The 24179-nt window shown below is 72.0% G+C and carries 22 protein-coding genes, 2 pseudogenes and 1 riboswitch; of the genes and pseudogenes, 4 read left to right on the forward strand and 20 right to left on the reverse strand.

The window, feature by feature from the left end; genetic code table 11:
• Positions 1 to 3 precede the first annotated feature (3 nt).
• The 3 genes from KHP12_RS17695 (at position 4) to KHP12_RS17705 (ending at position 3170) form a co-directional block, all read left to right on the forward strand.
• Positions 4 to 729: an ABC transporter ATP-binding protein gene (locus tag KHP12_RS17695; RefSeq protein WP_037948647.1), complete on the forward strand. Its 726-nt coding sequence runs from the start codon at positions 4 to 6 to the stop codon at positions 727 to 729.
• Positions 711 to 1967 carry a hypothetical protein gene (locus KHP12_RS17700; protein ID WP_086882367.1) on the forward strand — a complete coding sequence of 419 codons (1257 nt, stop codon included), beginning with the start codon at positions 711 to 713 and terminating at the stop codon, positions 1965 to 1967. The genes KHP12_RS17695 and KHP12_RS17700 overlap by 19 nt, the downstream gene beginning before the upstream one ends.
• Positions 1968 to 2072: 105 nt before the next feature.
• Positions 2073 to 3170: an LOG family protein gene (locus KHP12_RS17705; RefSeq protein ID WP_086882368.1), complete on the forward strand. Its 1098-nt coding sequence runs from the start codon at positions 2073 to 2075 to the stop codon at positions 3168 to 3170.
• A gap of 50 nt (positions 3171 to 3220) precedes the next feature.
• Here the strand turns inward: KHP12_RS17705 and KHP12_RS17710 are convergent, their stop codons facing one another.
• From KHP12_RS17710 to rpsB, 9 genes are all read right to left on the reverse strand, one after another.
• Entirely contained in the window at positions 3221 to 4258 is a 1038-nt protein-coding gene (locus tag KHP12_RS17710) for an ABC transporter ATP-binding protein (RefSeq protein ID WP_086882369.1), read from the reverse strand.
• Complete coding sequence (locus tag KHP12_RS17715) at positions 4259 to 5872, reverse strand: ABC transporter permease (RefSeq protein WP_211834870.1); 1614 nt, start codon at positions 5870 to 5872, stop codon at positions 4259 to 4261.
• 95 nt (positions 5873 to 5967) lie between these two features.
• Positions 5968 to 7041: a thiamine ABC transporter substrate-binding protein gene (locus KHP12_RS17720; RefSeq protein ID WP_086882370.1), complete on the reverse strand. Its 1074-nt coding sequence runs from the start codon at positions 7039 to 7041 to the stop codon at positions 5968 to 5970.
• A riboswitch (TPP riboswitch) is annotated at positions 7037 to 7141 on the reverse strand. (Overlaps the previous gene by 5 nt.)
• A gap of 73 nt (positions 7142 to 7214) precedes the next feature.
• A complete protein-coding gene (gene rlmN, locus KHP12_RS17725) occupies positions 7215 to 8321 on the reverse strand; it encodes a dual-specificity RNA methyltransferase RlmN (RefSeq protein ID WP_037948637.1) in 1107 nt (368 codons plus the stop codon).
• A gap of 72 nt (positions 8322 to 8393) precedes the next feature.
• On the reverse strand, positions 8394 to 9563 hold the full coding sequence (locus tag KHP12_RS17730) for a phosphatidate cytidylyltransferase (RefSeq protein WP_210609951.1): 1170 nt from the start codon (positions 9561 to 9563) through the stop codon (positions 8394 to 8396).
• Positions 9563 to 10120, reverse strand: a complete 558-nt coding sequence (gene frr / locus KHP12_RS17735) for a ribosome recycling factor (RefSeq protein WP_030834259.1) — start codon at positions 10118 to 10120, stop codon at positions 9563 to 9565. The genes KHP12_RS17730 and frr overlap by 1 nt, the downstream gene beginning before the upstream one ends.
• A 104-nt stretch (positions 10121 to 10224) precedes the next feature.
• Positions 10225 to 11007: a UMP kinase gene (gene pyrH / locus KHP12_RS17740; protein WP_037948633.1), complete on the reverse strand. Its 783-nt coding sequence runs from the start codon at positions 11005 to 11007 to the stop codon at positions 10225 to 10227.
• A gap of 155 nt (positions 11008 to 11162) precedes the next feature.
• The gene (gene tsf / locus KHP12_RS17745) at positions 11163 to 11999 is read right to left on the reverse strand and encodes a translation elongation factor Ts (protein ID WP_086880650.1); all 837 of its coding nucleotides are present in this window, start codon (positions 11997 to 11999) and stop codon (positions 11163 to 11165) included.
• A gap of 110 nt (positions 12000 to 12109) precedes the next feature.
• Positions 12110 to 13057 carry a 30S ribosomal protein S2 gene (gene rpsB / locus KHP12_RS17750; RefSeq protein ID WP_086880649.1) on the reverse strand — a complete coding sequence of 316 codons (948 nt, stop codon included), beginning with the start codon at positions 13055 to 13057 and terminating at the stop codon, positions 12110 to 12112.
• Between the two features lie 313 nt (positions 13058 to 13370).
• Between rpsB and KHP12_RS17755 the strand changes: the two are divergent.
• A pseudogene (locus KHP12_RS17755) lies at positions 13371 to 13928 on the forward strand (peptidoglycan DD-metalloendopeptidase family protein); the annotation flags it as partial.
• 347 nt (positions 13929 to 14275) lie between these two features.
• On the opposite strand, the gene KHP12_RS17760 reads toward KHP12_RS17755, so the two are convergent.
• The 11 genes and pseudogenes from KHP12_RS17760 to lepB (KHP12_RS17810) all read right to left on the reverse strand — a co-directional run bounded on the left by KHP12_RS17760 (position 14276) and on the right by lepB (KHP12_RS17810) (position 24158).
• Positions 14276 to 14815 (reverse strand): TetR/AcrR family transcriptional regulator, encoded by a 540-nt coding sequence (locus tag KHP12_RS17760; RefSeq protein WP_167442416.1) that lies wholly within the window; start codon positions 14813 to 14815, stop codon positions 14276 to 14278.
• A 93-nt stretch (positions 14816 to 14908) separates the two neighbouring features.
• The gene (gene whiG, locus KHP12_RS17765) at positions 14909 to 15742 is read right to left on the reverse strand and encodes an RNA polymerase sigma factor WhiG (protein WP_020868137.1); all 834 of its coding nucleotides are present in this window, start codon (positions 15740 to 15742) and stop codon (positions 14909 to 14911) included.
• A gap of 129 nt (positions 15743 to 15871) precedes the next feature.
• Positions 15872 to 17299 carry a DNA-processing protein DprA gene (gene dprA, locus KHP12_RS17770; protein WP_244202631.1) on the reverse strand — a complete coding sequence of 476 codons (1428 nt, stop codon included), beginning with the start codon at positions 17297 to 17299 and terminating at the stop codon, positions 15872 to 15874.
• Entirely contained in the window at positions 17299 to 18921 is a 1623-nt protein-coding gene (locus KHP12_RS17775) for a YifB family Mg chelatase-like AAA ATPase (RefSeq protein ID WP_086880646.1), read from the reverse strand. Before KHP12_RS17775 ends, dprA begins: the two co-directional genes overlap by 1 nt.
• Positions 18921 to 19280: a YraN family protein gene (locus KHP12_RS17780; RefSeq protein WP_037948626.1), complete on the reverse strand. Its 360-nt coding sequence runs from the start codon at positions 19278 to 19280 to the stop codon at positions 18921 to 18923. The genes KHP12_RS17775 and KHP12_RS17780 overlap by 1 nt, the downstream gene beginning before the upstream one ends.
• Positions 19281 to 19496: 216 nt before the next feature.
• Entirely contained in the window at positions 19497 to 19805 is a 309-nt protein-coding gene (locus KHP12_RS17785) for a DUF2469 domain-containing protein (RefSeq protein ID WP_004944840.1), read from the reverse strand.
• A gap of 39 nt (positions 19806 to 19844) precedes the next feature.
• Positions 19845 to 20378 (reverse strand): NUDIX hydrolase, encoded by a 534-nt coding sequence (locus KHP12_RS17790; RefSeq protein ID WP_086880645.1) that lies wholly within the window; start codon positions 20376 to 20378, stop codon positions 19845 to 19847.
• On the reverse strand, positions 20371 to 21141 hold the full coding sequence (gene lepB / locus KHP12_RS17795; RefSeq protein ID WP_037948621.1) for a signal peptidase I: 771 nt from the start codon (positions 21139 to 21141) through the stop codon (positions 20371 to 20373). Before lepB (KHP12_RS17795) ends, KHP12_RS17790 begins: the two co-directional genes overlap by 8 nt.
• 96 nt (positions 21142 to 21237) lie before the next feature.
• The gene (gene lepB / locus KHP12_RS17800) at positions 21238 to 22326 is read right to left on the reverse strand and encodes a signal peptidase I (protein ID WP_372455306.1); all 1089 of its coding nucleotides are present in this window, start codon (positions 22324 to 22326) and stop codon (positions 21238 to 21240) included.
• A pseudogene (lepB, locus tag KHP12_RS17805) lies at positions 22274 to 23314 on the reverse strand (signal peptidase I); the annotation flags it as partial. The gene lepB (KHP12_RS17800) and the pseudogene lepB (KHP12_RS17805), both read right to left, overlap by 53 nt.
• The gene (gene lepB / locus KHP12_RS17810) at positions 23307 to 24158 is read right to left on the reverse strand and encodes a signal peptidase I (protein WP_086880643.1); all 852 of its coding nucleotides are present in this window, start codon (positions 24156 to 24158) and stop codon (positions 23307 to 23309) included. The pseudogene lepB (KHP12_RS17805) and the gene lepB (KHP12_RS17810), both read right to left, overlap by 8 nt.
• Positions 24159 to 24179 lie beyond the last annotated feature (21 nt).

Below are 24179 nucleotides of genomic sequence, written 5' to 3' on the forward strand. Positions count from 1 at the left end.
GGGATGGTGGCTCCGCCGGACGACGACATGCTCGCGGCACGCACCGTGTCGTACGCCTACGGCGGCTCGCCCGCCGTCACCGGGGTCTCCCTCGGCGCCCGGAAGGGTGAGATCGTCGCCGTCACCGGTCCGCGCGGCTGTGGCAAGACCACCCTCCTCGCCTGCCTGGCGGGCCAACTCGTACCGGACAGCGGGGAGGTGTGGTTCAAGGGCGTCCCCGTGCACTCCCTCCCTCCACTCGGCCTCGAACGACTGCGGCGCGAGCATTTCGGCTGGATCGGCACCGAACCCCAGCTCGTCCCCGAGCTCACCGCCTGGGAGAACGCCGCGCTCGCCCTGATGCTGCGCGGCACCGGGCGGCGCGCCGCGAAGAGCGCCGCATGCGAATGGCTGGACCGACTCGACGTCGGCGAGTGCGCCCGGGCGCGGCCCGCCGCACTGTTGCAGTCGCAGCGCCAGCGGGTCGCGCTCGCCCGCGCGCTGGTCGCCGGGCCCAGTGTGCTCTTCGCCGACGAGCCCACCGCCCCGCTGCACCAGGCCGACCGCGGCCAGGTGCTGCGCGCCCTCACCTCGGCGGCCCGCTCCCACGGCATCACCGTGGTCCTCGCGACGCACGACCAGGAGGTGGCCACCCTCGCCGACCACACCGTCGCCCTGCTCGACGGGCGCCGGGTGGGCTCGGACCCCTCCGAGGCGGAAGGCAGGGCCGCGTGCTCAGCCTCCGCCTAGCGCGCGGCGCCCGCCCGTCGGTGCTGCTGCGGCGGTCGCTGGTCACCGTCGCGGCGGCGGGCGCGAGCTTTCTGCTGCTGAGCGCCCTCGGGTTCGCCTCCGGCCATCCGGACGACTCGCAGGGCGCGGTGGTGCGGCTGCTGTGGTGCCTCGTACCGCTGGCCGCGACCGTCCAGCTGGCCATCGCCGTGGGCCGCGCCGACCCCAGCACCGGCCCCGGCCCCGGTTTCGCGGCGGCCGGAGCCGGCCCGGCCCGGGCGGCGCTGCTCGCGGCGGTCTCGATGGCGGCCTCCTGCGCGCTCGGCGGGGTGCTGGCGCTGCTGGTCTTCCTGCATCTGCGCGGTGACCTCGGGGCATCCTGGCTGGACTGGGCCGGAAGCGGGGCAGCCGATCGGCTGCTCGGCGCCGGTCGTCCGCTGCCCCTGGCCGGTACGGTCACGCTGCTCGCCGTCGTCCCCGTGGTGGTGGGTGGGGCGTGTGCGGCCGGGCTGTGGCCCCGGCGGCCGAGGGCGGTCCACCAGCCGGTCCGCGGACCACGGGGCGCCCGCCGCCCGGCGGCCCCGGCCCGGCCCACCGTCGTGACGGGGCCGGTCGCGCCCCGGCCCCACCAGGCCACCTCCGGACTTCCCTGGGGCATCGCCCTGACCGCGGCCGGACTCGCCCTACAGGCGTACGCGAGCGGTAAAGCGCCCCCGCTCCCCGACGCCCTGCTCGCCGTGCCGGGCCGGCTCGGCGGCAGCCCACCCGGTGTGGTGGGCGGCTGGGCCCTGGCCGCGCTCGGGCTGGTGCTGGCCGGACCCGGCCTCACCCATCTGTGCGGCAGGCTGCTGGCCGTCGGGCGGCCTGGCGTGCTGCGGCTGCTGGCCGGGCGGATGCTCCAGCAGGAGGCCGGGCTGATCGGACGCCCGATCGGCGCGCTGTGCGCCCTGGCCGCCGCCGGATTCACCGTCCTCGAACTGTACGGAAGGGCCTCCGGGCCGTCCGGCACCCATGCCTTCGGCCCGCTCACGGGTCTGGGCGCGGCCCTGGTCACGCTGTGCGCCGCGGCCACGACCCTGACCGCGGTCGTGGAAGCGAGGAACGCGCGTGAGCGCACGACGGCCGCCCTCTTCCGCCTCGGCGCCCCGGCCCGGCTGCTCCGCGGGGCGGCCGCGCTGCGCGCGACGGCTCTGCTGGCGCTTCTGGTGCCGCTGGTGTGGGTGGTGGCGCATCTCACGGCGATGCCGTTCCACCGCTGAAAATCCCGGGTGTCGGTGTTCATGCCTGGATTGTGCGGCCAGGCGGCCCGGTCACGATGGCCACAATCCACAGCCCCCTACCTCCAGTGTGATTAGCATGTCGGCGTGCAGGAACCAGACCGGGAAATAGAGTCCATCGAGGAGTTCGACCAGGTCGTCGCCCGCGGCACCCTGGCCGGGTTCCGGGTCCAGTCCGTGGACCTGACAGGCCGTACGGCCGCGCTCCTCTCCACCGACACCAGCGAATCCGTCTTCCTCGGCTGCCCGATGGAGACCGAGGCGGCGGCGAAGGTCAGGGCCGGGGGCGCGCTGGTGTTCCCACCGGTGCCTGATCTGCCGTTCGATCCGTACCGCGGCACCCTCTACTCCCCCGCGGAGCTCTTCGAGGGCCTCACCGAACAGGGTTACGCGCGGACGCCGGACGCGCTCGCCTACGCCTGGTTCCAGCGGACCAAGACCGACGGCGACATCTTCGCCTCGATGCTGCGCTCCATCCACGACGACGCGGTCTCCGACGCGCTCGACGAATTCCTCGTCGGGACGCGGGTGGTGGGCGTCATGGGCGGCCACGCGCTCGAGCGCGGCTCCGACGGATTCGCGGGCGCCGCACGGCTCGGCCGGGCCCTGGCACGGACCGGTCTCACGGTCGCTACGGGCGGCGGGCCGGGCGCGATGGAGGCCGCGAACCTCGGCGCCTACGCGGCCCCGCACGACGACGCGGTGCTGGACGAGGCGCTCGAACTGCTCGGCAAGACGCCCTCCTTCCGGCCGTCCATCGGGGCCTGGGCCGAGGCCGCCTTCGCGGTGCGCGAGCGCTGGCCGGACGGCGGGGCGTCGGTCGGCATCCCCACCTGGTTCTACGGGCATGAGCCGCCGAACGCGTTCGCCTCGCACATCGCCAAGTACTTCGCCAACGCCACCCGTGAGGACGGGTTGCTGGCGCGCTCGACCGCGGGCGTGGTCTTCCTGCCGGGCGCCGCCGGGACCGTCCAGGAGATCTTCGACAACGCGACGCCGAACTACTACGAGTCGCGCGGTGAGCCGACCCCGATGGTGCTGGTGGACCGCGACCACTGGACCCGGCGGCTGCCGACCTGGCCGCTGCTCGAAGCGCTCGCGGAGGGACGGTCCATGAAGGCCCGTATCGCCCTGGTGGACTCGGTGGACGAAGCGCCCGAGGCGCTGCTGTCGATGCTGGGCTGAGCCGGCGTCGAGGAAGCGCCGAGTACCAGGGGAGGCGAGGGGCCCAGGCGTCAGGGCTCGGGGTCCAGGAGCACCACGTCGGCCGGGTCGATGACCGCCCCGACCCTGGCCCCCGCCTCCGGGGCGTCCCGCAGGGCGCAGGACGCCTCCAGACGCGGCGCGGCCCGGTCCGACAGCCGCAGGATGAGCGACACATGGTCGCCGCGGAAGGTGCGCGCCGCCACGGTGCACGCCAGCCCCTCCCCGGGGTCCGTCAGCCGCACACCGGCCGGGCGTACCAGCAGCCTGCCGGGGCCGGGCCGGGAGCCGGGCGGCACGGGCAGCTTGCCCCATACGGTGTCGGCGGCCTCACCGTGCACGATCGCCTCGACCACATTGTCGAAGCCGAGGAAGCGGGCGACGAACTCGTTGGCGGGCCGCTGCCACACCTCCAGCGGGGTGCCGGTCTGGGCGATCCGGCCGTTCTCCATCACCACCACCCGGTCCGCGAGGGCGAACGCCTCCCCCTGGTCGTGGGTGACCGCGAGGACGGTGGTGCCCAGCCGTTCGAAGAGCTCGCGGAGCTCCACCACCAGCCGCTCCCGCAGTCCGCGGTCGAGCTGTCCCAGCGGCTCGTCCAGCATCAGCAGCTTGGGCCGCGGGGCCAGCGCGCGGGCGAGCGCCACCCGCTGCTGCTCACCGCCGGAGAGCGAGTCGACGGGGCGGCGCTGGGCGCCCGGCAGCCCCACCAGTTCCAGCAGTTCGGCGACCCGGCGGTCCGCCTCCGCGCGGCCCACCCCACGCATCCGCAGCCCGAAGGCGACGTTGCCGCCCACGTCCCGCTGCGGGAACAGCTGGTGGTCCTGGAACATCAGCCCCACGCCGCGCCGGTGCGTGGGCACCCCGCTCTGGTCGCGTCCGGCGAGCGACACCCGGCCGGTGTCGGGGCGCTCCAGCCCGGCCACCACGCGCAGCATGGTGGACTTACCGCTTCCGCTCGGGCCCAGCACACAGACCGTCTCGTGCTCGGCGACCTCCAGGTCCACGGCGTCCAGCGCGTCGCGCCGGCCGAACCTTACGGTCACCTCGTCCAGTCGCAGCAGCGTCATTCAGAACTCTCCGGAACGGTCGGTGCGGATGCGCTCGAGCGCCAGCAGCGATCCGGCGCAGACCAGCATCAGGATCGTGCTCAGGGCCATCGCCTGCCCGTAGGTGAGCTGTCCGGCCCGGCCCAGGAAGCGGGCGATGGCCACCGGCAGGGTCGGATGGTCGGGACGCGCGATGAAGACCGTGGCCCCGAACTCGCCCAGGGACACGGCGAACGCGAAGCCCGCCGCGACCGCCACGGCCCGTCCGACCAGCGGCAGGTCCACCTCCCGCCAGACCTTCCACGGTGACGCCCCGAGCACGGCCGCCGCCTCCCGGAGCCGGTGGTCCACCGCGCGCAGCACCGGCAGCATGGTCCGTACGACGAAGGGGACGCCCACCAGGGCCTGGGCGAGCGGCACCAGGACCCAGGAGGCGCGCAGATCCAGCGGGGGCTCGTCCAGGGCGATCAGGAAGCCGAATCCCACGGTGACGGCCGAGGTGCCCAGCGGCAGCATCAGCAGCGCGTCGAAGCCCCGTACCAGCCTGCCCGCCTTACGGGTGAGCGCGGCGGCGGCGAGACCGCCCACGACGAGGGCGAAGACGGTGGCGACCGCCGCGTACCACAGGGAGTTCCCGACGGCCTCCATGGGCGCCACGAAGAAGGTGCCCCCGCTGTCGGCGGAGGACCGCAGCGCCTCGTAGTAGGTGAAGCCGTAGCCGTCCGGTCCGTTCAGCGAACGCTCCGCCAGCACCGCGAGCGGGGTCACGATCAGCAGCGCGACCACCGCCAGCACGCCCCACAGCAGCGCCCACTGGGCCGGGCCCGTCGGGCGGCGCGCGGTGCGGCCCGGGTCGACGAGCCGCAGGGCGCTCTCGCGGCGCCTTACGGTCCACGCGTGCAGAGCCAACACGGCCGCGACCGCGGCGAACTGGACGAGGGTCAGCACCGCGGCCGTGGGGAGGTCGAGCAGTTGCGCGGTCTCCCGGTAGATCGCCACCTCAAGGGTGGCGTAGCGGGGGCCGCCCAGGATCTGGATCACGCCGAAGGAGGTGAAGGTGAACAGGAACACCATCAGCGCGGCGGCGGCCACGGCGGGCGCCAGCGCGGGCAGCGTCACCCGGCGCCAGGCCGAGAGCCGACTCGCGCCGAGCACCCGCGCGGCCTCCTCCTGGCGCGGGTCGAGCTGAGCCCACAGCCCGCCCACGGTCCGGACGACGACCGCGTAGTTGAAGAAGACATGGGCCAGGAGGATCGCCCAAACGGAGGTGTCGAGCCGCACCCCCCACAGCTCGTCCAGCAGCCCGCCCCGGCCGAGCAGGGCCAGGAAGGCCGATCCGGCGACGACGGTCGGCAGGACGAACGGCACGGTCACCACGGCCCGCAGCAGCCCCTTGCCGGGGAAGTCGAAGCGGGCGAAGACATAGGCGCCGGGCAGCGCCACCGCGAGCGTGAGGGCGGTCGACGCGACCGCCTGCCAGCAGGTGAACCACAGGACGTCCAGCGTCGCCGGATCGCTCACCACCTCGGAGATCCGGCCGAACCGCCACCGCCCGTCGACGCGCAGCCCCCGGGTGACGATGGCGGCCACGGGATAGGCGAAGAAGACCGCGAAGAAGGCGAGCGGCACCGCCATCAGAGCGAGCCGGAGGGCGGTCGCGCGACGGCCGCCGCGGTCCGCCCTGTCGGCCTTACGGCGGCCGTCGGCCGCCTTACGGTTCTCGCGGGGCTCTACAGGACCAGCGAGGACCATGTCTTGACCCACGACTCACGGTTCTTGGCGATCTTCTGCGGCGCCAGGGTGGCCGAGTCGGCGATCCTGACCCCGTATCGGGTGAACAGCTCCGGCAGCTCGGCGTCCTCGCGCGCCGGGTTGACGTACATGTTCAGCGGGACATCCTCCTGGAACCGCTTGCTCAGCAGGAAGTCCAGCAGCGCCTTGCCGCCCTTGGTGTTGCCCGCGCCGTTCAGCAGCCCGGCGAACTCCACCTGCCGGAAGCAGGTGCCCGTCGCCACCCCGGTGGGGGCCTTCGCGGGCTTGCTCTTGGCGTCGGCCACCTCGGCGGGCGGGCTGGAGGCGTAGGAGACGACGAGCGGCCGGTCGCCCTTGCCACCGCCGGCCGAGCCGGAGAACCGATCGTAATACGCCTGCTCCCAGCCGTCGACGACCTCGACGCCGTTGGTCCGCAGCTTCTTCCAGTAGCCCTTCCAGCCGTCGTCGCCGTACTTCGCGGCCGTGGCGAGGAGGAAGCCCAGACCGGGGGACGAGGTGGCCGCGTTCTCGGTGACCAGGAGGTTCTTGTAGGCGGGCCTGGTCAGATCGTCCAGCGTCCGGGGCGGCGTCAGCTTCTTGTCGGCGAAGTACTTCCGGTCGTAGTTGACGCAGATGTCGCCGAAGTCGACGGGGGTGACGCGATGCTCGGCCCGGTCGAGCCGAAGGGCCGCCGGGACCTTGTCGAGGCCCTTCGCCGTGTAGGGGGCGAACAGGTCGTTGTCGAGCGCGCGGGAGAGGAGCGTGTTGTCGACGCCGAAGAACACATCGCCCTGGGGGTGGCCCTTGGACAGGATCGCCTGGTTGACGGCGGCTCCGGCGTCGCCCCCGGCCTGCACGCGCACCTTGTAGCCGGTCTCCTTGGTGAACTCCTTGAGCACCGCCTTGGAGGCCGCGAACGAGTCATGCGTGACCAGGGTGACCGTCTTGGAGTCCGAACCGCTCTTGGTGTCCTCGCCGCAGCCGGCGAGCGCACTCAGGGCCAGGGAGCCGAGGAGAGCGGCGGAGATGGCACGCCGAAGCTGGCTGTTCATGGTGATGCTGACTCCCTACGCCGGTATGACCCGGATCAGGTCCGAGGGTCTGCGGCCGTGCCGCACTCTCAGCGCTCTGAGCGCTCCCCTGTCGGAATGTTCACTTGTACGGATGTTCGCTTCTATGACGATCGCATGATGCGACGATGCCCAGGCACCGTATCAGCCGGTGCTCAGCGCTCCGAAGCCGCCAGCTGCCCGCAGGCTCCGTCGATCTCCTGGCCCCGGGTGTCCCGCACGGTCACCGGCACCCCATGGGCCTCCAGGGCCGCCACGAACGCCTTCTCGTCCTCGGGCCGGGATGCCGTCCACTTGGAGCCGGGCGTCGGGTTGAGCGGGATGAGGTTCACATGCACCCGGTGGCTCTTGAGCAGCCGGCCGAGCAGATCGGCGCGCCACGCCTGGTCGTTGATGTCCTTGATCAGCGCGTACTCGATGGAGATCCGGCGGCCGGACTTCTCCGCGTACTCCCACGCGGCGTCCAGGACCTCGCGCACCTTCCAGCGGGTGTTGACCGGCACGAGGGTGTCGCGCAGCTCGTCGTCGGGCGCGTGCAGCGACACCGCGAGCCGGCACTTGAAGCCCTCGTCGGCGAACCGCAGCATCGCCGGGACGAGGCCGACGGTGGAGACGGTGATACCGCGCTGCGACAGGCCGATGCCGTCGGGCTCGGGGTCGGTGAGCCGACGGATGGCCCCGACGACGCGGTTGTAGTTGGCCAGCGGCTCGCCCATGCCCATGAAGACGATGTTGGACAGCCGGGCCGGACCACCGGGGATCTCCCCGTCCCGCAGGGCCCGCATCCCGTCGACGATCTGGTGCACGATCTCGGCGGTGGACAGATTGCGGTCCAGCCCCGCCTGCCCGGTGGCGCAGAACGGGCAGTTCATCCCGCAGCCCGCCTGTGAGCTGATGCACATGGTGACCCGGTCCGGGTAGCGCATCAGAACGGACTCCACGAGCGTGCCGTCGAACAGCCGCCACAGCGTCTTGCGCGTGGTGTCGTCGTCACAGCTGATGTGCCGCACCACGCTCATCAGATCCGGCAGCAGCCCGGCGGCCAGCTTCTCGCGCGCTGCGGCGGGGATGTCGGTCCACTGAGCGGGGTCGTCGGCATAGCGCGCGAAGTAGTGACGCGACACCTGACCTGCCCGGAAGGGCTTCTCCCCGAGGGCGGCGACGGCCTCCCGGCGCTCGGTGGGCGTGAGGTCGGCAAGATGCCGCGGGGGCTTCTTGGCCCCACGCGGCGCGACGAAGGTGAGTTCTCCGGGCTTAGGCATGGTTCACCCAGTGTCGCAGACGTACGAAGGGCCCCGCGCCGGGAGTGGCGCGGGGCCCGTGGGCGGGCGTGGTCAGCCGCCGCCCACGAAGATCACCAGCAGCAGCCACACCACCGGGGCGGTGGGCAGCAGCGAGTCGAGCCGGTCCATGATCCCGCCATGGCCGGGCAGCAGCTTGCCCATGTCCTTGATGCCGAGGTCGCGCTTGATCATGGACTCGCCGAGGTCGCCGAGGGTCGCGCTGACCGCGGCGGCGAGGCCGAGCAGCAGGCCCTGCCACCAGACGCCGTCGTCGATGAGGTACTGCATGCACAGGGCGCCCGCGACCATCGCGAAGGTCACCGCGCCCAGCAGTCCCTCGCGGGTCTTGCCGGGGCTGATGCGCGGAGCCAGCGGATGCTTGCCGAAGCGCCAGCCCACCGCGTACGCACCGGTATCGCTGACCACGGTCAGCAGCAGGAAGGTCAGGACCCGCCACGGACCGTCGTCGGTGTCGAGCATCAGCGCCACGAAAGTGGCCAGAAACGGCACGTAAAAGGCGGCGAAGACGCCCGCCGTGACATCCCTGAGGTAGTTGTCGGGCGGCTCGGTCATCCGCCAGACCAGCACCGCGAGCGCCGTAAGGGCGACCGCCACCACCGCGCCCTGGGCACCGCGCACATAGCCGGCGACGACCATGGCGACCCCGCCGACGGCGAGCGGCACCAGGGGGACCCGGATGTCCTTGCGCTCGGTCAGCCGCGAGGTCAGCTCCCAGAGCCCGACCACCACCGCGACCGCCACCACGCCGACGAACACAGGCTTGTAGATGAAGAGCGAGGCCAGGATGATCACACCGAGGCCGATGCCCACCCCTATCGCGGCCCGCAGATTCCGGCCCGCGCTCTTCTTGCCCTGCCCGGCGCCGCCCGCGCCGTCGGCAGGGGCCGGGTCGGGCGCGGGGTCGGGGGGCGTCGGCCGGCGCCCGGCGGGCTGCCGGGGGCCGGGCTGCGGCTCCCGCTCGTCGCGGAAGAGGGGGCCGCTCTGCCGAGCGGCCCCCCGGTCACGGTCGGCGGCCTCGCCGGAGTCGCCGCCTGCGTGGGGCACGGTGGGCATGGGGCGAGTTTGCGCCGCCTCACCCACCTCATGCGCGGGACCCGCCGAAGAAGTGGGCACCTCCCAGCCATAGCCGGGGGAGGTGCCCTGACCGCCCGGTCCCCGGAGTCCGGCGCTTGGTGGGGCCCCCCAGGAAGAGTCGTTCATCAGACCTCGAGCAGCTCGGCTTCCTTGTGCTTGAGCAGCTCATCCACCTGCGCGACATACTTCGCCGTGGTGTCGTCGAGCTCCTTCTCCGCGCGGCGCCCCTCGTCCTCGCCGACCTCGCCGTCCTTGATCAGCTTGTCGATGGACTCCTTGGCCTTGCGGCGGACGCTGCGGATCGAGATCTTCGCGTCCTCGCCCTTGCCCTTGGCGACCTTGATGAACTCCTTGCGGCGCTGCTCGGTGAGCTCGGGGAACACCACACGGATGATGTTGCCGTCATTGCTCGGGTTGACGCCCAGATCGGAGTCCCGGATCGCCTGCTCGATATTGCGGAGCGCGGTCTTGTCGAACGGCGTGACCACGGCCATCCGCGGCTCCGGCACCGAGAACGACGCCAGCTGATTGATCGGCGTCAGCGCACCGTAGTAGTCCGCCACGATCTTGTTGAACATCGCCGGGTGCGCACGCCCGGTGCGGATCGCGGCGAAGTCCTCCTTGGCGACCACAACGGCCTTCTCCATCTTCTCCTCGGCCTCGAGGAGGATCTCTTCGATCACCACTTGCTCCTGGTGTTATCAGTAAGCAGAGCCTCGCCCCTGCGTGCGTCTTCTCCTGCACGGTGTCCGACCGGCAGGCCGTTGTCCATCCCCCGTTCGAGCCGTCAGGCCCGGGAGCCCTGGTCGCTCACCAGCGTGCCGATCTTCTCACCCTTCACCGCACGCGCGATATTTCCTTCGGCCAGGAGCTCGAAGACGAGGATGGGCAGCTTGTTGTCCCGGCACAGGGTGATCGCGGTGGCGTCGGCGACCTTGAGGTCCCGGGTGATCACCTCGCCGTACTCCAGGGCGTCGAACTTCACCGCGTCGGGGTTGCGGGCGGGGTCGGAGTCATAGACCCCGTCCACGCCGTTCTTGCCCATGAGCAGGGCCTGCGCGTCGATCTCCAGCGCTCGCTGGGCCGCGGTGGTGTCCGTGGAGAAGTACGGCATACCCATACCCGCGCCGAAGATGACCACACGCCCCTTCTCCAGATGGCGCACCGCACGCAGCGGAATGTACGGCTCCGCGACCTGGCCCATGGTGATGGCGGTCTGGACGCGGGAGTCGATGCCCTCCTTTTCCAGGAAGTCCTGGAGGGCGAGACAGTTCATGACGGTTCCGAGCATGCCCATGTAGTCCGAGCGGGCCCGGTCCATACCGCGCTGCTGCAACTCCGCACCGCGGAAGAAGTTACCGCCGCCGATGACGATGGCGATTTCGGCACCGTCCCTGACCACGGCGGCGACCTCGCGGGCGATGGCGTGCACGACATCGGGGTCGACACCGAGTCCCCCGCCACCGGCGAACGCCTCGCCGGACAGCTTCAGCAGGAAGCGACCGTGTGGGACCGCGCCGTGCGCCTTCTTGTCATCGGCGGCCTGTTTGGCGTCCGCGCCGTGATTCATTGGAGATCTCCTCGTGCACATACGAAGAAGGCCACTGCCGGACGGGTCCTGTTACGACCTCTGCGGCAATGGCCTCCTCGTCACATCTGCGGCCGACCGGTCGACGGTTGGCTGCCTACGACCCTATCGGGGTCGCCGGTCATTCGCTGCTCGGCTCAGACGCCGACGCGGAAACGGGCGAAGCGCTTGAGCGAGACACCGGCCTCGTCCAGGATCTTCTGGACGGACTTCTTGTTGTCCTTGGCGAACGGCTGGTCCACCAGCACGTTCTCCTTGAAGAAGCCGGTAACGCGACCCTCGACGATCTTCGGCAGGGCGCCCTCGGGCTTGCCCTCCTCGCGGGCGGTGGCCTCGGCGACCCGGCGCTCGTTCTCGACCGTCTCGGCCGGGATCTCGTCGCGGGTGAGGAACTTCGGGGCGAAGGCGGCGATGTGCTGCGCGACGTCCTTGGCGACCGTGGCGTCTTCCTTGTCCAGCTCGACCAGGACGCCGACCTGCGGCGGCAGGTCCGGGCTGGTGCGGTGCATGTACGCCGCGACGAAGCCGCCGGAGAACTGCGCGAAGCGGTCCAGGACGATCTTCTCGCCGAGGGTCGCGTTGGCCTCGTCGACGAACGCCTGAACGGTCTTGCCCGCCTCGATCTCGGAGGCCAGCAGGGCCTCCAGGTCGGCCGGGGAGGTCTTGGCGACGTGGGCGGCGATGGCGTCGGCGACGGCCACGAACTTGTCGCCCTTGGCCACGAAGTCGGTCTCGCACTTCAGCTCGACCAGCACGCCGGAGGACTTGTCGTCCGCGATGAGGGAGACGACGGCACCGTTCTCGGCGCTGCGGCCCTCACGCTTGGCCACGCCCTTCTGGCCCTTGACGCGCAGGATCTCGACGGCCTTGTCGACGGTGCCCTCGGCCTCGTCCAGGGCCTTCTTGCAGTCCATCATGCCGGCGCCGGTCAGCTCACGGAGCTTCTTGACGTCAGCGGCGGTGAAGTTCGCCATGATCTGTGAATCTCTTCTCGAAAGTCGAAAGCTCTACGGGTGAACGACGGGGGCGGTGCCACTGGCACCGTCCCCCGCCGTCATACACCGTCTGAGTGACGTCTGAGTGGTCAGCCCTGCTCGGTGCCCGCGGCGGGGGCCTCGGCGGGCTTGGCGTCCTCGGCAGGCTTGTCCGCAGCGGCCTCGGCGGCCTCGGCGGGCTTGGCGGCGTCCTCGGCGGGCTTGTCCGCGGCGGCCTCGGCCGGCTTGGCCTCGGCCTCGGCCTCGGCCTCGTCGGCCTTCTTCTCGCCCTCGAGCAGGTCGCGCTCCCACTCGGCGAGCGGCTCGCCCGCGGCCTTGTCGGCCTTCTCGTCACCGGTGGCGACACCGGAACGGGCGATGAGGCCCTCGGCGACGGCGTCGGCGATCACCCGGGTGAGCAGGGTGACGGAGCGGATCGCGTCGTCGTTGCCCGGGATCTTGTAGTCGACCTCGTCCGGGTCGCAGTTGGTGTCGAGGATCGCGACAACCGGGATCCGGAGCTTGCGCGCCTCACCGACGGCGATGTGCTCCTTCTTGGTGTCCACGATCCAGACGGCGCTCGGCACCTTCTGCATCTCGCGGATACCGCCGAGGGTCTTCTCCAGCTTGGCCTTCTCGCGGGAGAGGACCAGGAGCTCCTTCTTGGTGAGGCCGGAGGCGGCCACATCCTCGAAGTCGATCTGCTCGAGCTCCTTCAGGCGCTGAAGGCGCTTGTAGACGGTCGAGAAGTTGGTGAGCATGCCGCCCAGCCAGCGCTGGTTGACGTACGGCATGCCGACGCGGGTCGCCTGCTCGGCGATGGCCTCCTGCGCCTGCTTCTTGGTGCCGACGAACATGATGGAGCCGCCGTGGGCGACGGTCTCCTTGACGAACTCGTAGGCGCGGTCGATGTACGACAGCGACTGGAGCAGGTCGATGATGTAGATGCCGTTGCGCTCGGTGAAGATGAAGCGCTTCATCTTCGGGTTCCAGCGGCGGGTCTGGTGCCCGAAGTGGACGCCGCTCTCCAGCAGCTCCCGCATCGTGACGACGGCCATGGCCGTACTCCTTGAGGTACTCGGTTCCACGGCGGCCGGGCGGCCGCCGCTCCTGACGTCCCGGCGCGCCTGCCACGGACGGGGCCCTTTCGGGGGTCGTCCGAGGACCGAGGGGCGCGGCCACCGAGCTGACCGATGCGCGATCGGAGCACCGGTGGCGGGGCGTGCGAAGTCGATCCGGTGACCCGGATCGCCATAAGAAGTGTACGGGACCGGTACGGTGCCGGGTGACGGCGTTATCCACAACCAGTGAGTAGTCCCCCGATTCCGTCCATGATCCACTCGTTTCGGGCCGCCCGGCCATCGTGGGGGCATGCGAAGGCTTGTGGTGGGTTGGGCTCGTGTCCTGGTGATTCTTGTGCTGTCGGTGCTGTCGGTGCTGTCGGTGCTGTCGGCCTTCCTTCTGGTGTCGCCTCTTCCGGCGGCACGGGCAGCGGCGGCGGATCCACGCGCGGCGGCGGATCCACGCGCGGCCCCTGCTCCGCGGGCGGCGCCGGATCCGGGGCCGGGGACGAGGCCCGGCGAGGGACGGTCGAGGCCGGGCGGAGAGCGGTCATGGCCGGTCGATGGTGCGCCGGGCGCGGTGCGGCCTGCCGTGCTGAGGGGCTGGCGGCCGCCTCCGGCGCCCTGGGCTTCGGGGCACCGCGGGGTCGACCTCGCGGCGCGCCCGGGCGAGCGGGTCCGGGCGGCGGGCCCGGGGCGGGTGAGCTTCGTGGGTCCGGTCGCGGGCCGTGGTGTGTTGGTGATCGAGGTGTCCGGGACCGGCTCCCCTCCCCTGCGGACCACCTACGAACCGGTGCGCGCCACGGTGGCCAAGGGGGAACGGGTGGCCGCCGGGCAGGTGGTCGGCGTGGTGGCGCCGGGCCCCTTCCACTGCCAGTCGGGCTGTCTGCACTGGGGGCTGCGGCGCGCGGACCGCTATCTCGATCCGCTGTCTCTGCTGCCGCCGTCGATGCTGCGGGGCGGGCCGTCCCGGCTGCTCCCGGTCTTCGGGGTGCGCGGCGTGCCCACGCTCTCCGCGCTCGCCTCCCCCGCCGGGGACACCCGGCTGCCGACGGCCGCGGTGCTGGTGGCGGCATCCCTCTGGGCCCGGCTCCAGCTGGGTCGCCCGGGCCGGCCGGTCGTCCGGGTCGCGACCCGCGCGCGCCCGCTGGGGCAGGTCGCCCGGCCGTCCGCCGCGCCCCGCGCGCCCGCTGTGGCGGTAGAAGGGCCGGGCGGTCAGCCCCGGACGCCGCGCAGGGCCATGGCGACGGCCGCCTCGGTGATCCGCTCGGGATCCTCGGCCGCGCCGAGTTCGATGCGGCGGACCGCGGCGTCCACGACGCCCTGGAGCAGCACGGCCGAGAGCCGGGGCTGCTCATGCCCGAGGGTCGCGAGGGCCTCGACCACCATGGCGATCAGCCCGCCGTGGGCCGCCCGGATCTTCTCGCGCGCGCCCACTTCCAGCTCACTGGCGGAGATCGCCACCACCGCGCGGTGCCGGCGGTCGCCGACGAGCGCGAGCTGTCGGCGGACATACGCCTCGATCTTCGCCTCGGGCCCGTCGGCCCGCTCCATGGCGGCCTCGACCTCGGCGGCCCAGACCGGGAAGTCCACGGCGCACAGCTCCTCGACCACGGCGGCGCGGGAGCGGAAGTACTCATAGACGGAGGACCGTGCGAGTCCCGTGCGCTCGGCGAGGGCGGGGAAGGTCAGCGCCTCCGTGCCGCCCTCGGACAGCAGGGTGCGGGCGGCCTCCAGCAGGGCCGCGCGCTGCATCGTCCGGTGCTCGGCCACTGAGGCCGCTCGAATCCTGGGCACCCGACCACTCTACGGAAGAGGCCGCCCCGAGGGCGATGCCGGAGGGACGATTCAGCGCCCGACGTCGGCGAGTTTCGCCCGCAGCTGGAGCACCGATTTGGTGTGGATCTGGCTGACCCGGCTCTCGGTGACGCCGAGCACCTGGCCGATCTCGGCGAGCGTGAGCCCCTCGTAGTAGTAGAGCGTGACCACGGTCTTCTCCCGCTCCGGGAGGGTGTTGATCGCCCGGGCGAGCAGCCGCCGCAGCTCCCGGTCCTCGGCCACCTCGACCGGGTTGTCGGCCGCGGTGTCCTCGAGGGTGTCCATGAGGCTGAGCCGGTCGCCGCCCTCGCCGCCGACGTGCAGCAGCTCCTCCAGGGCGACCACATTGGCGAGCGACAACTGGCTGAAGACGCCGTGCAGTTCCTCGAGGCTGATGCTCATCTCGGTGGCCACCTCGGCCTCCGAAGGGGTACGGCGCAGCTGGGCCTCGAGCGTGGCGTACGCCCGCTCCACGGCCCGGGCCTTCTGGCGGACCGACCGCGGAATCCAGTCCAGGGCCCGCAACTCGTCGATCATCGCGCCGCGGATCCGGGTGATCGCGTAGGTCTCGAACTTGATGGCGCGCTCGGGGTCGAACTTCTCGATGGCGTCGATGAGTCCGAAGACCCCGGACGAGACGAAGTCCGCCTGCTCGACATTGGAGGGCAGCCCGACGCTGACCCGGCCGGCCACATATTTCACCAGCGGTGAGTAGTGCAGGATCAGCTGCTCCCGCAGCCGGCCGTCGCCCGTGGTCTTGTACGACCGCCACAGCTCGTCGAGCGATGAGGGCGCGGCAGGGTGCACCGCGCCGCGGGCCGCGGGCGGCGCCGCGCTGTCAGACCCGGAGATGTGCTGGGGCATTCGTCGCCTTGAGCCGTTCTGCCATGACATGGGTGAGGACGTACGCTTCCGCCGGAAACCTTGTGAGCGTAGCGTGACTAAGGCGTCGCGGTATGCGAAGGGCGTCGGCTCGGCGGTGTGCGGATACGGTCATCGCCTCAACCCTTTCACCCGATTGCCCCGATTCGGGGGATCGCCTCGCCGTGCGCCGTCGCTCCGGCGCACGGGCGGGACCAACTCCCATCGATCGCCATGACGTTCGACAAAGCCCAGGGCGAGCAGTTCATGGAGCCGGCCCAGGGCCTCGTCACAGCCGGTCCCGGATTCCCGGGCCACATCCCGCAGGTGGTTGCCGCCCCGTGCCGACAACGCTTCCAGCACCCGTGCCGTCACGGGATCGAGCAGGTCCCGCTCGACCAGCGGCCCCCGCCGCTCCGGGGCGAGGTCCCCGATGCCGCCGATGAGCTCGGCCACTTCGGCGGCGTCGGTGACCAGGACGGCCTCGCCACGCAGGAGTTCATGCACCCCGGCCGAGAGCCCGCTGGTCACCGGTCCGGGCACCCCCATGGTGGACCGCCCGAGCTGTTGTGCCCGGCGCGCGGTGACCAGCGATCCGCTGCGGTACTGGGCCTCGACCACGACCGTGCCGCGGGTGAGGGCGGCGATGACCCGGTTGCGGAGCACGAATCTGGGGCGCGTCGGATGCGCTCCGGGTGGCAACTCGGCCAGCACCAGGCCCTGTTCCGCCATGCGCGCGATCAACTCGGCGTGTGCTCGCGGATAGGGGACGTCCACACCGGAGGCGAGTACCGCGATGGTGGCCCCGCCCGCGGCGAGCGCCCCTCGGTGAACCGCGCCGTCCACGCCGTGGGCCGCCCCGGAGACGACCACCCAGCCGCGCTCGGCGAGCCCGGCGCCGAGGGACGCCGCGACATGCGCGCCGTAGTCGCTGCAAGCCCGCGCGCCGACCACGGCGACCGAGCGCAGCGCCCACATCCGCAGGTCCGCCGCGCCGCGCACCCATAACCCGACCGGGCGAGTGTCACCGAGATCGTCGAGCTGACCGGGCCAGTCCAGGTCCCCGGGACAGATGAACCGTCCGCCGCACCGGGCGATCAGCGCGAGGTCGGTGACCGGGTCCACCCCGGGCGCCCGGAGGGCGCATCCGGCAAGCCGCTCCCCGGTGGCCCCGGGCGGGGGCTTGCCCTTCCCGGTGAGCGCCCGCCACAGCGCGACCGGCCCCATGCGGCGCAGCCAGCGCCCCACGGTCTCGTCCCCGGGCTCCACGAGCCGGGTGAGCGCCGCCCGCGCCAGCCGCTCCTCGTCCGGAACGCCCCGCCGCTTGAGCAGCCCCTGCTCCTCGTCCGGAGCGACCCGCCGCTCGGGCGGCCCCTGCCCCTCGTCCGGGGTGCCTCTCTCGTCCGGGGTGCCCCGCCTCTCCGGGAGCGCCTGCCCCTCATCCGGGACGCCCCGCCCCTCCGGGAGCGCCTGCCCCTCGTCCCAGCCGCCCTGCCCCTGCCGGGGCTCGGAGAACAGGGCGGGGACGGCGCCGCGGCCGCCAGCCGAGGGCGACGGCATCAGCACTCCCCCGCCGGGACCGGCACCCCACGGCTGACCCCGGTGCGCAGTTGCAGCGCCTGGGCGATGTCCGGCGCCATGGGCCGGTCGTGCCCGGCCAGGTCGGCGACGGTCCAGGCGACCCGCAGCACCCGGTCGAGCCCCCGGGCGGTGAGCAGCCCGCGCTCCATGTCGCGCTCGGCCTCGCGCAGCGCACCGGAGGACGGCTGCCAGCGGGTGCGCAGCTCATGGCCCGGCACCTCGCTGTTCAGCCGCCAGGGGGTGCCGTGGAGGCGGGCAGCGGACCGCTCCCGGGCTTCCCGGACCCGGGCCGCGACGGACGCGCTGCTCTCCGCCCCGGCACGCGCCCCGGTGAGCTCGGTCCGGCTCACCGCCTCGACACGGACCCGCAGGTCCACCCGGTCCAGCAGCGGTCCGGACAGCCGTGCCTGATAGCGGCGGACCGTGGCGGGCGAGCACTCGCAGACGTCGCCCATCAGACCGTGGCGCCCGCAAGGGCAGGGGTTGGCCGCGAGCATCAGCAGGAAGCGCGCCGGCATCCGCATCATCCCGGCGGACCGGGCGACCACCACATGCCCCGATTCCAGGGGCTGCCGGAGAGCGTCCAGCGCCTTCCCGCTGAACTCGGGAGCCTCGTCCAGGAAGAGCACGCCACGGTGGGCAAGCGAGACCGCGCCGGGTCGGGGCAGGCCATTGCCCCCGCCGACGAGCGCGGCCATGGTCGCCGAGTGGTGCGGGGCGCAGTACGGCGGGGTCTCCACCAGGGGCTGTCCCGGCGGGAGGACACCGGCGACCGAATGGACCGCGGTGACTTCCAGGGCCTCCTGCTGGGTGAGCGGCGGCAGCAGCCCGGGCAGCCGCTCGGCCAGCATGGTCTTCCCGGCGCCCGGAGGCCCGTTCAGGAAGAGGTGGTGCCCGCCCGCGGCCGCGACCTCCAGGGCGGTGCGCGCGGCCCGCTGCCCGGCGACCTCGGCCAGATCGGGCCGCCCCGCCCCGGCCCCGGGCACTGCGGCCACACCGGTGCCCATTCCGGCGCCGGGCACGGTGAGCCCCGCGAGCATCGGATCGGGGCGGCCCAGTTCCTGGGGCTCCTCCTCCTCGGGCACCGGCTCGTCCGTCAGCACCGCGATCAGCTGGCGCAGGCTCCGTACACCCAGCACCGAGACGCCCGGTACCAGGGCCGCCTCCGCCGCCGTCTGCTCGGGGACCACGACCTGGCGGTAGCCCGCCTCGGAGGCGGCGAGCACGGCGGGCAGCACCCCGCGGACCGGTCGCACCCGGCCGTCGAGCCCCAGCTCCCCGATCATCATCAGATCGGCGATCTCCCGCGGATCCACGCGCTCGGCCGCGCCGAGCACCGCACAGGCCACGGCCAGGTCGAAGCCGCTGCCGCCCTTGGGGACGGATGCCGGGCTGAGCCCGACCGTGAGCTTCTTCTGCGGCCATTCACCGCCGGAATTGACCACGGCCGCGCGGACCCGGTCCCGGCTCTCCACCAGGCTCTTGTCGGGCAGCCCGACCAGGGTGAAGGCGGCCACTCCCGGCTCCAGATCGGCCTGGACCTCCACCACCACGCCCTCGACCCCGACCAGCGCCACCGAGCAGGTGCGGGCGAACCCCATCAGGCCACCCCTCGCGCATGCTCGACCACGGGCGCGCCCCGGCGGGGCAGCACCACCCCCACCACATCGATCCGCACCCCGCCCGGCGGCGGCCCGCCGTGCCGCTCCAGCCAGCGCTCCGCCAGCCACCGCAGCCGCGCGGTCTTGTCCGGTCCGACGGCCGCCATCGGATGCTCGTAGCCACCCTCGCGGCGCGTCTTGACCTCGCACACCACCAGCGCCCCGGCGTCGAGCGCGACGATGTCGATCTCGCCGTCCCGGCATCGCCAATTGCGCTCCAGGACCGTCATCCCGGCTTCCGCCAATGTGCGGACCGCCACATCCTCGCCGTAGCGGCCCAGCGCTCCTCGGGCGTTCATTCGGCACCACCTCCGGCACCGAATGTGACGCCCCCGCGCCCCGCTCAGGGATCTTGGAGCATTCCTGTGGACGGCCGCCCGGCTGTGGAAAACTCAGCCACCCGAAAGGTGGAGTCAGCCGCCCGAGAGTTCGGGTCAGCCGCCAGAAAGGCCGGGTCAGCCGCCCGAAAGATGGGGTCAGCCAGAAAAATCGGGCCAGCCGCCCGGAAGGCGGGGTCAGCCGCTCGGAAGATCGAGGTCGCTCTTGTTCAGCTCCTCGATGTTCACGTCCTTGAACGTGAGAACCCGTACCTGCTTCACGAAACGGGCCGGGCGGTACATGTCCCAGACCCAGGCATCGGCCATCGACACCTCGAAGAAGACCTCACCCTGGACCGAGTGCACCTGCATCTCGTAGTCGTTGGTGAGATAAAAGCGACGCTCGGTCTCGATCACATATTTGAACAGACCGACGACATCGCGGTACTCCCGGTAGAGCTTCAGCTCCATCTCGGTCTCGTACTTCTCGAGGTCCTCGGCGCTCATGGCATGTTCCCCTTCAGCCGTGCGTCCCCCCATTGTGCGTCAGACGCGCTCAGTCTCCAGGATCACCGGTGCACTCGGGGGTCCCTCGACGAGCAGCGTACGCAACAGCTCCGCCAGCCGTGTCGGATACACCGGTTCGGTGGCCGTGGCCAGCTCATCCGCCGTCCACCAGCGCAGACCGGCCACGCTCCGCCGCTCCAGCTCCGTCAGCCCGCCGCCGGCCCGCGCCGCGGTCTGTTGGGTACGACACAGGTAGTACCACTCGTCCTGGTCCCAACGCCGCCCTGCGAACGGGAAGGAGCAGATCCGCCGCCACAGCAGCGGGCCGAGCCGCACATCGGTGATCCCGGTCTCCTCCGCGAGCTCGCGGAGCGCAGCCTCCTCGCGGCTCTCCTCGCCCTCCAGGCCGCCTCCCGGGGTGAACCACCAGGTGGACGAGGGATCGTCCGGTTCGAAGCCGTGCAGCAGCAGGATGCGGTCCTGCGGGTCCAGCAGCACCACCCGGGCGACCTTCCGCAGCCGCCGCTCGTCCGTGCCGGTCGTCCGCTCGGCTCCGTCCGGCCCGTCAGCCACTCGCGGCCACCTTCCCCTTCGCCGCCTGGTCCCGCCGTGCGTCGCCGCCTGACCTGCGCCGGGCGATCGGCCCATGGGCCGCGCCCGCCAGGATCAGCACCGCGCCCACGATGACCGCGATCAAGATGGGCCCCAGCGGCCCCGGCTGCGAGATCCCGCCCGGCAGCCCCTTGAAGGCTTCGGGCCGCCCCACGGTCCCCCAGGAGCCCAGCGGCCAAGCGGTGGCGTCCACCCGGGCGTCCACCGCGCCGCGCTCCACGGCGCCGCCCGCCTCGTCGGTGAGGTGCACCCGCGAGTCCAGGGAGTCGCTGCGATGGTCACCCATCAGGAACAGCCGGTTCTTGGGCACGGTGGTGGAGAAGACCGAGGAGGAGGCCTGCTCCCCCGAGCGCAGATACGGTTCCTCGAGGACCTTGCCGTTCACCCGCAGCCGGCCCTGCTTGTCACAGCACTCGACCCGGTCGCCGCCGACCCCGATGACCCGCTTCACCATCGGCAGGTCGCCCCACACCTGGTCGCGGAAGACCACCACATCGCCGCGGCGCACATCGCCGCCGTCGACCCGCTCCGCCAGCACCCGGGCGCCCTTGCCGATCGTGGGCGCCATGGAGTCGGTGGGGACCGTGTACGGCTTGTAGAGCACCGCGCCCCAGACGAAGCCGCCGAGGAACAGCACACAGCCGACGGCCACCGCCAGCCCGGACAGCACACTGCCGGGCGTGCGCCGCGGCTTGCCGCCCCCCACCCCTTGGGCTCCGCTCATTCCAGTGCTCCCGCCGTACGCAACAGATGTAGAAGATCAGGTTCCGTGTGCCCCAGGGCACACGGAACCGCACCTTACCCGGCGGTACGGGCCCCGTCAGCAGTCGGCGGTCAACCGCTCCGGCCGGCTCTCGGCCTCCGTACGGACCTTGGCGATCAGCCGGCGGCGGCGCCACAGCACGATCGGCAGCGCACCCGCGACCCCCAGGGCCGAGGGGGCCATCGCGGCGGCCGCGCCCAGACCCGGCTGGTCGAAGGTGCTCGGCACCGGCAGGGTGGTCCAGCGGTTGATCGGCCAGGCGATGACGATCGCGCGCCCGACGACATCGTCCACCGAGACCGTGCCGTTGTTCAGGTTCTGGTGGTAGCGGGAGTCCAGCGAGTCCTGCCGGTGGTCGCCCATCACCCAGATCCGGCCCTCGGGCACCTTGATCGGGCCGAACGGCTTCTCGTCACAGGGGGTGTTCCCGGGGAAGATGTACGGCTCGTCCAGCGGCTTGCCGTTGACCATGACCTTGCCGCCGCGCTTGCAGGAGACGGTGTCCCCGCCGACCGCGATGACCCGCTTGATCAGGTCCTTCTCCTCCGCCGACGGCATCAGCCCGATGAAGCTGAGCGCCTTCTGGATACCCTCGGCGACCGGGCCGGAGCTCTTGGTCTGCGACTCGCCGAGCCAGCCGCCCGGGTCGTGGAAGACGACCACCTCGCCGCGCTCCGGCTCGGAGCCGAACCACGGGGTGAGCTTGTCCACCAGCACCCGGTCGCCCCGCTGGAGGGTGTCCTGCATCGAGTCGGACGGGATCGAGAACGCCTGCACCAGGAAGGTCTTGATCAGCAGCGCCAGGGCCAGCGCGATGACGACCAGGATCGGCAGCTCCTTCCAGAAGGAGCGCACCTTCTTGGGCTTGCCGAGCTTCCCGGGCCCGCCGGGCTTCCCGGGGCCCGGCTTCGACGCCCCGTCGTCCCCGGGCCCGGGCGGATCAGCCGCGCCGGGACCGTCCTGGGGATCGGAGGGCTCCGGCCCGCCATCGGCTCCGTGTGGGTCCGACGCCCTCGGCGCGGCAGCCGCCCCGTTCGTGGGTGCACCGGCTTCGGGCGCCTCGTCCGCCCCGTCCGTGGGGTGTTCCGCCCCCGTCCCGGGCTGCCTCTCGGGCTCTTCGTGACCGGATCGTGCGCCGACCGCCAAATCCCCCACATCCACTCCTCACGCCTGACTGCCGCCTGCCCCACGAACGGCGCAGGATCACCACTCCCATAACGAGCGGGAGTTCCGCAGGGGTCGGGAGCTGGACCATTCCTTGCTGATCCATGGGGGACAGCCTATGTGCCGAGCCCTCGGCCTGTGTCGCCCCACTCGGCGCGTCCTTCACCGAGGCGTAGGTGCCCGGTTCCTCGAGGCGCCGCATGTGCCCGAACGGCCACGCGATCACCACGGCGCGGCCGACCACCATGTTGTCCGGCACCGTGCCCTGGTACGGCTCGTCCAGATGGACCCGGGAGTCCGCCGAGTTGGACCGGTGATCACCCATCACGAACATCCGCCCCTGAGGGACCGTCACCTTGAACTGCTTCTGCGACGGCGGGTTGCCCGGGTGCAGATACGGTTCGTTCAGCGGCGTCCCGTTGACGGTGACCTTACCGTTCGTATCGCAGCACTCCACCGTGTCGCCGCCCACGGCGACCACCCGCTTGATCAGGTCCTGCTCGTCGGAGGACGGCAGCAGCCCGATGAAGGTCAGGAACTCCTTGCCCTGCTTGATGACCGGCGGGTCGTCCTTGGGTGGCTTCCGCTCGTCGTCCAGCCACCCCCCGGGGTCCTTGAACACCACCACATCGCCGCGCTCCGGCTTCGAGCCGAACCACGGGGTGAACTTGTCCACCAGCACCCGGTCGCCGATCCGGATGGTCTGCTCCATCGAGCCGGACGGAATGACGAACGCCTGCACCAGGAAGGTCTTCAGGACGAGCGCGATCACCAGCGCCACGCCCACCAGGATCGGTATCTCCTTGACGGCCGAACGGCGCCGCCTGCGCTTGATACGCCGCTGGATCTTGCGCCGCTCCGCGCGCCCGCCCACCCGGCGCTCGCCCGGCGGACGGGGAGTGCCCAGGTCGACACCTGGGGGCGGAGCGGCCTGGCGCGCCCCGGCACGAGGACGCCCACGCTTACCCATGGGCACCGCCGGGAGCGGCGGACGGTATGCGGCCGGGCGCCGCGGGCACACTCGTGAAGGCGTCCGTCCGGGGTACGCCGGACCAGCGGCCGAACGGCCAGCCGATCCATTCGGCGCGGCCGATCACCTTGTCGACGGGGACCGTGCCCCCGCCCGGGGCGCCCAGGTAGTCGCGCGAGTCCCGGGAGGCGTCGCGGTGGTCGCCCATCACCCACAGCCGTCCTTCGGGCACCACGATGTCGAAGCGCACCCGCGAGGGGCTGTCCCCGGGGTGCAGATAGTGCTCGTCCACCGGCTGACCGTTCACCTCGATCCTCCCCCGCTCGTCGCAGCAGGTGACCCGGTCACCACCGATGCCCACCACGCGCTTGACGTAGTCGGACTCGGCCGGTTCGGCCAGCCCGACCGCCGCGGCCGCCTTGCGCAGCAGACCCGTCACCGGATTCCCGGACGGCTCCTCCTCTCCGAAGGAACCGGCTCCGTCGAACACGACAACGTCGCCGCGGCTCGGATCGTCCCCGAAACGGTAGGCGAGCTTGTTCACAAGCACTCTGTCCCCGGGGCGCAGGGTGCTCTCCATCGAACCGCTCGGGATCAGGAACGGCTGGAGCACAAAGCCGCTCACCAGCAGCACGAACGCGGCACAAGCGGTCGCGAGCAGCGCCGCCCGCCGCCAGCGCCCGCCGCCGGTCGGCCGGCCCCCGCGCAGCCATTGCGGCAGCCGCCCGGCGGACCGGGGCTCCCCGGCCCGCGCGGAGGCATACGAAGAGCGCGACCGCCCCTCGTGCTCCTTCTCGGAGCCCGGGGAGCGGTCGCGCTCCGCGAGCTGTCCTTCGGTGTTCATCGGGCCAGAGCCTATCCGGCC

This window comes from Streptomyces asiaticus (genome assembly GCF_018138715.1).
Classification (GTDB): domain Bacteria; phylum Actinomycetota; class Actinomycetes; order Streptomycetales; family Streptomycetaceae; genus Streptomyces; species Streptomyces asiaticus.

What these genes read in the sequence shown, in the direction of transcription:
- dprA (WP_244202631.1), bottom strand. Translation starts at nt 17,299, where the DNA reads ATGCCGTCGCCCTCGGCTGGCGGCCGCGGCGCCGTCCCCGCCCTGTTC.
- whiG (WP_020868137.1), bottom strand. Translation starts at nt 15,742, where the DNA reads ATGCCCCAGCACATCTCCGGGTCTGACAGCGCGGCGCCGCCCGCGGCC.
- rlmN (WP_037948637.1), bottom strand. Translation starts at nt 8,321, where the DNA reads ATGCCTAAGCCCGGAGAACTCACCTTCGTCGCGCCGCGTGGGGCCAAG.
- lepB (WP_037948621.1), bottom strand. Translation starts at nt 21,141, where the DNA reads ATGAGCGGAGCCCAAGGGGTGGGGGGCGGCAAGCCGCGGCGCACGCCC.
- rpsB (WP_086880649.1), bottom strand. Translation starts at nt 13,057, where the DNA reads ATGGCCGTCGTCACGATGCGGGAGCTGCTGGAGAGCGGCGTCCACTTC.
- KHP12_RS17720 (WP_086882370.1), bottom strand. Translation starts at nt 7,041, where the DNA reads ATGAACAGCCAGCTTCGGCGTGCCATCTCCGCCGCTCTCCTCGGCTCC.
- pyrH (WP_037948633.1), bottom strand. Translation starts at nt 11,007, where the DNA reads ATGAATCACGGCGCGGACGCCAAACAGGCCGCCGATGACAAGAAGGCG.
- KHP12_RS17710 (WP_086882369.1), bottom strand. Translation starts at nt 4,258, where the DNA reads ATGACGCTGCTGCGACTGGACGAGGTGACCGTAAGGTTCGGCCGGCGC.
- KHP12_RS17775 (WP_086880646.1), bottom strand. Translation starts at nt 18,921, where the DNA reads ATGGGGTTCGCCCGCACCTGCTCGGTGGCGCTGGTCGGGGTCGAGGGC.
- KHP12_RS17780 (WP_037948626.1), bottom strand. Translation starts at nt 19,280, where the DNA reads ATGAACGCCCGAGGAGCGCTGGGCCGCTACGGCGAGGATGTGGCGGTC.
- tsf (WP_086880650.1), bottom strand. Translation starts at nt 11,999, where the DNA reads ATGGCGAACTTCACCGCCGCTGACGTCAAGAAGCTCCGTGAGCTGACC.
- lepB (WP_086880643.1), bottom strand. Translation starts at nt 24,158, where the DNA reads ATGAACACCGAAGGACAGCTCGCGGAGCGCGACCGCTCCCCGGGCTCC.
- KHP12_RS17715 (WP_211834870.1), bottom strand. Translation starts at nt 5,872, where the DNA reads ATGGCGGTGCCGCTCGCCTTCTTCGCGGTCTTCTTCGCCTATCCCGTG.
- KHP12_RS17695 (WP_037948647.1), top strand. Translation starts at nt 4, where the DNA reads ATGGTGGCTCCGCCGGACGACGACATGCTCGCGGCACGCACCGTGTCG.
- KHP12_RS17730 (WP_210609951.1), bottom strand. Translation starts at nt 9,563, where the DNA reads ATGAACGACTCTTCCTGGGGGGCCCCACCAAGCGCCGGACTCCGGGGA.
- KHP12_RS17785 (WP_004944840.1), bottom strand. Translation starts at nt 19,805, where the DNA reads ATGAGCGCCGAGGACCTCGAGAAGTACGAGACCGAGATGGAGCTGAAG.
- KHP12_RS17760 (WP_167442416.1), bottom strand. Translation starts at nt 14,815, where the DNA reads ATGCAGCGCGCGGCCCTGCTGGAGGCCGCCCGCACCCTGCTGTCCGAG.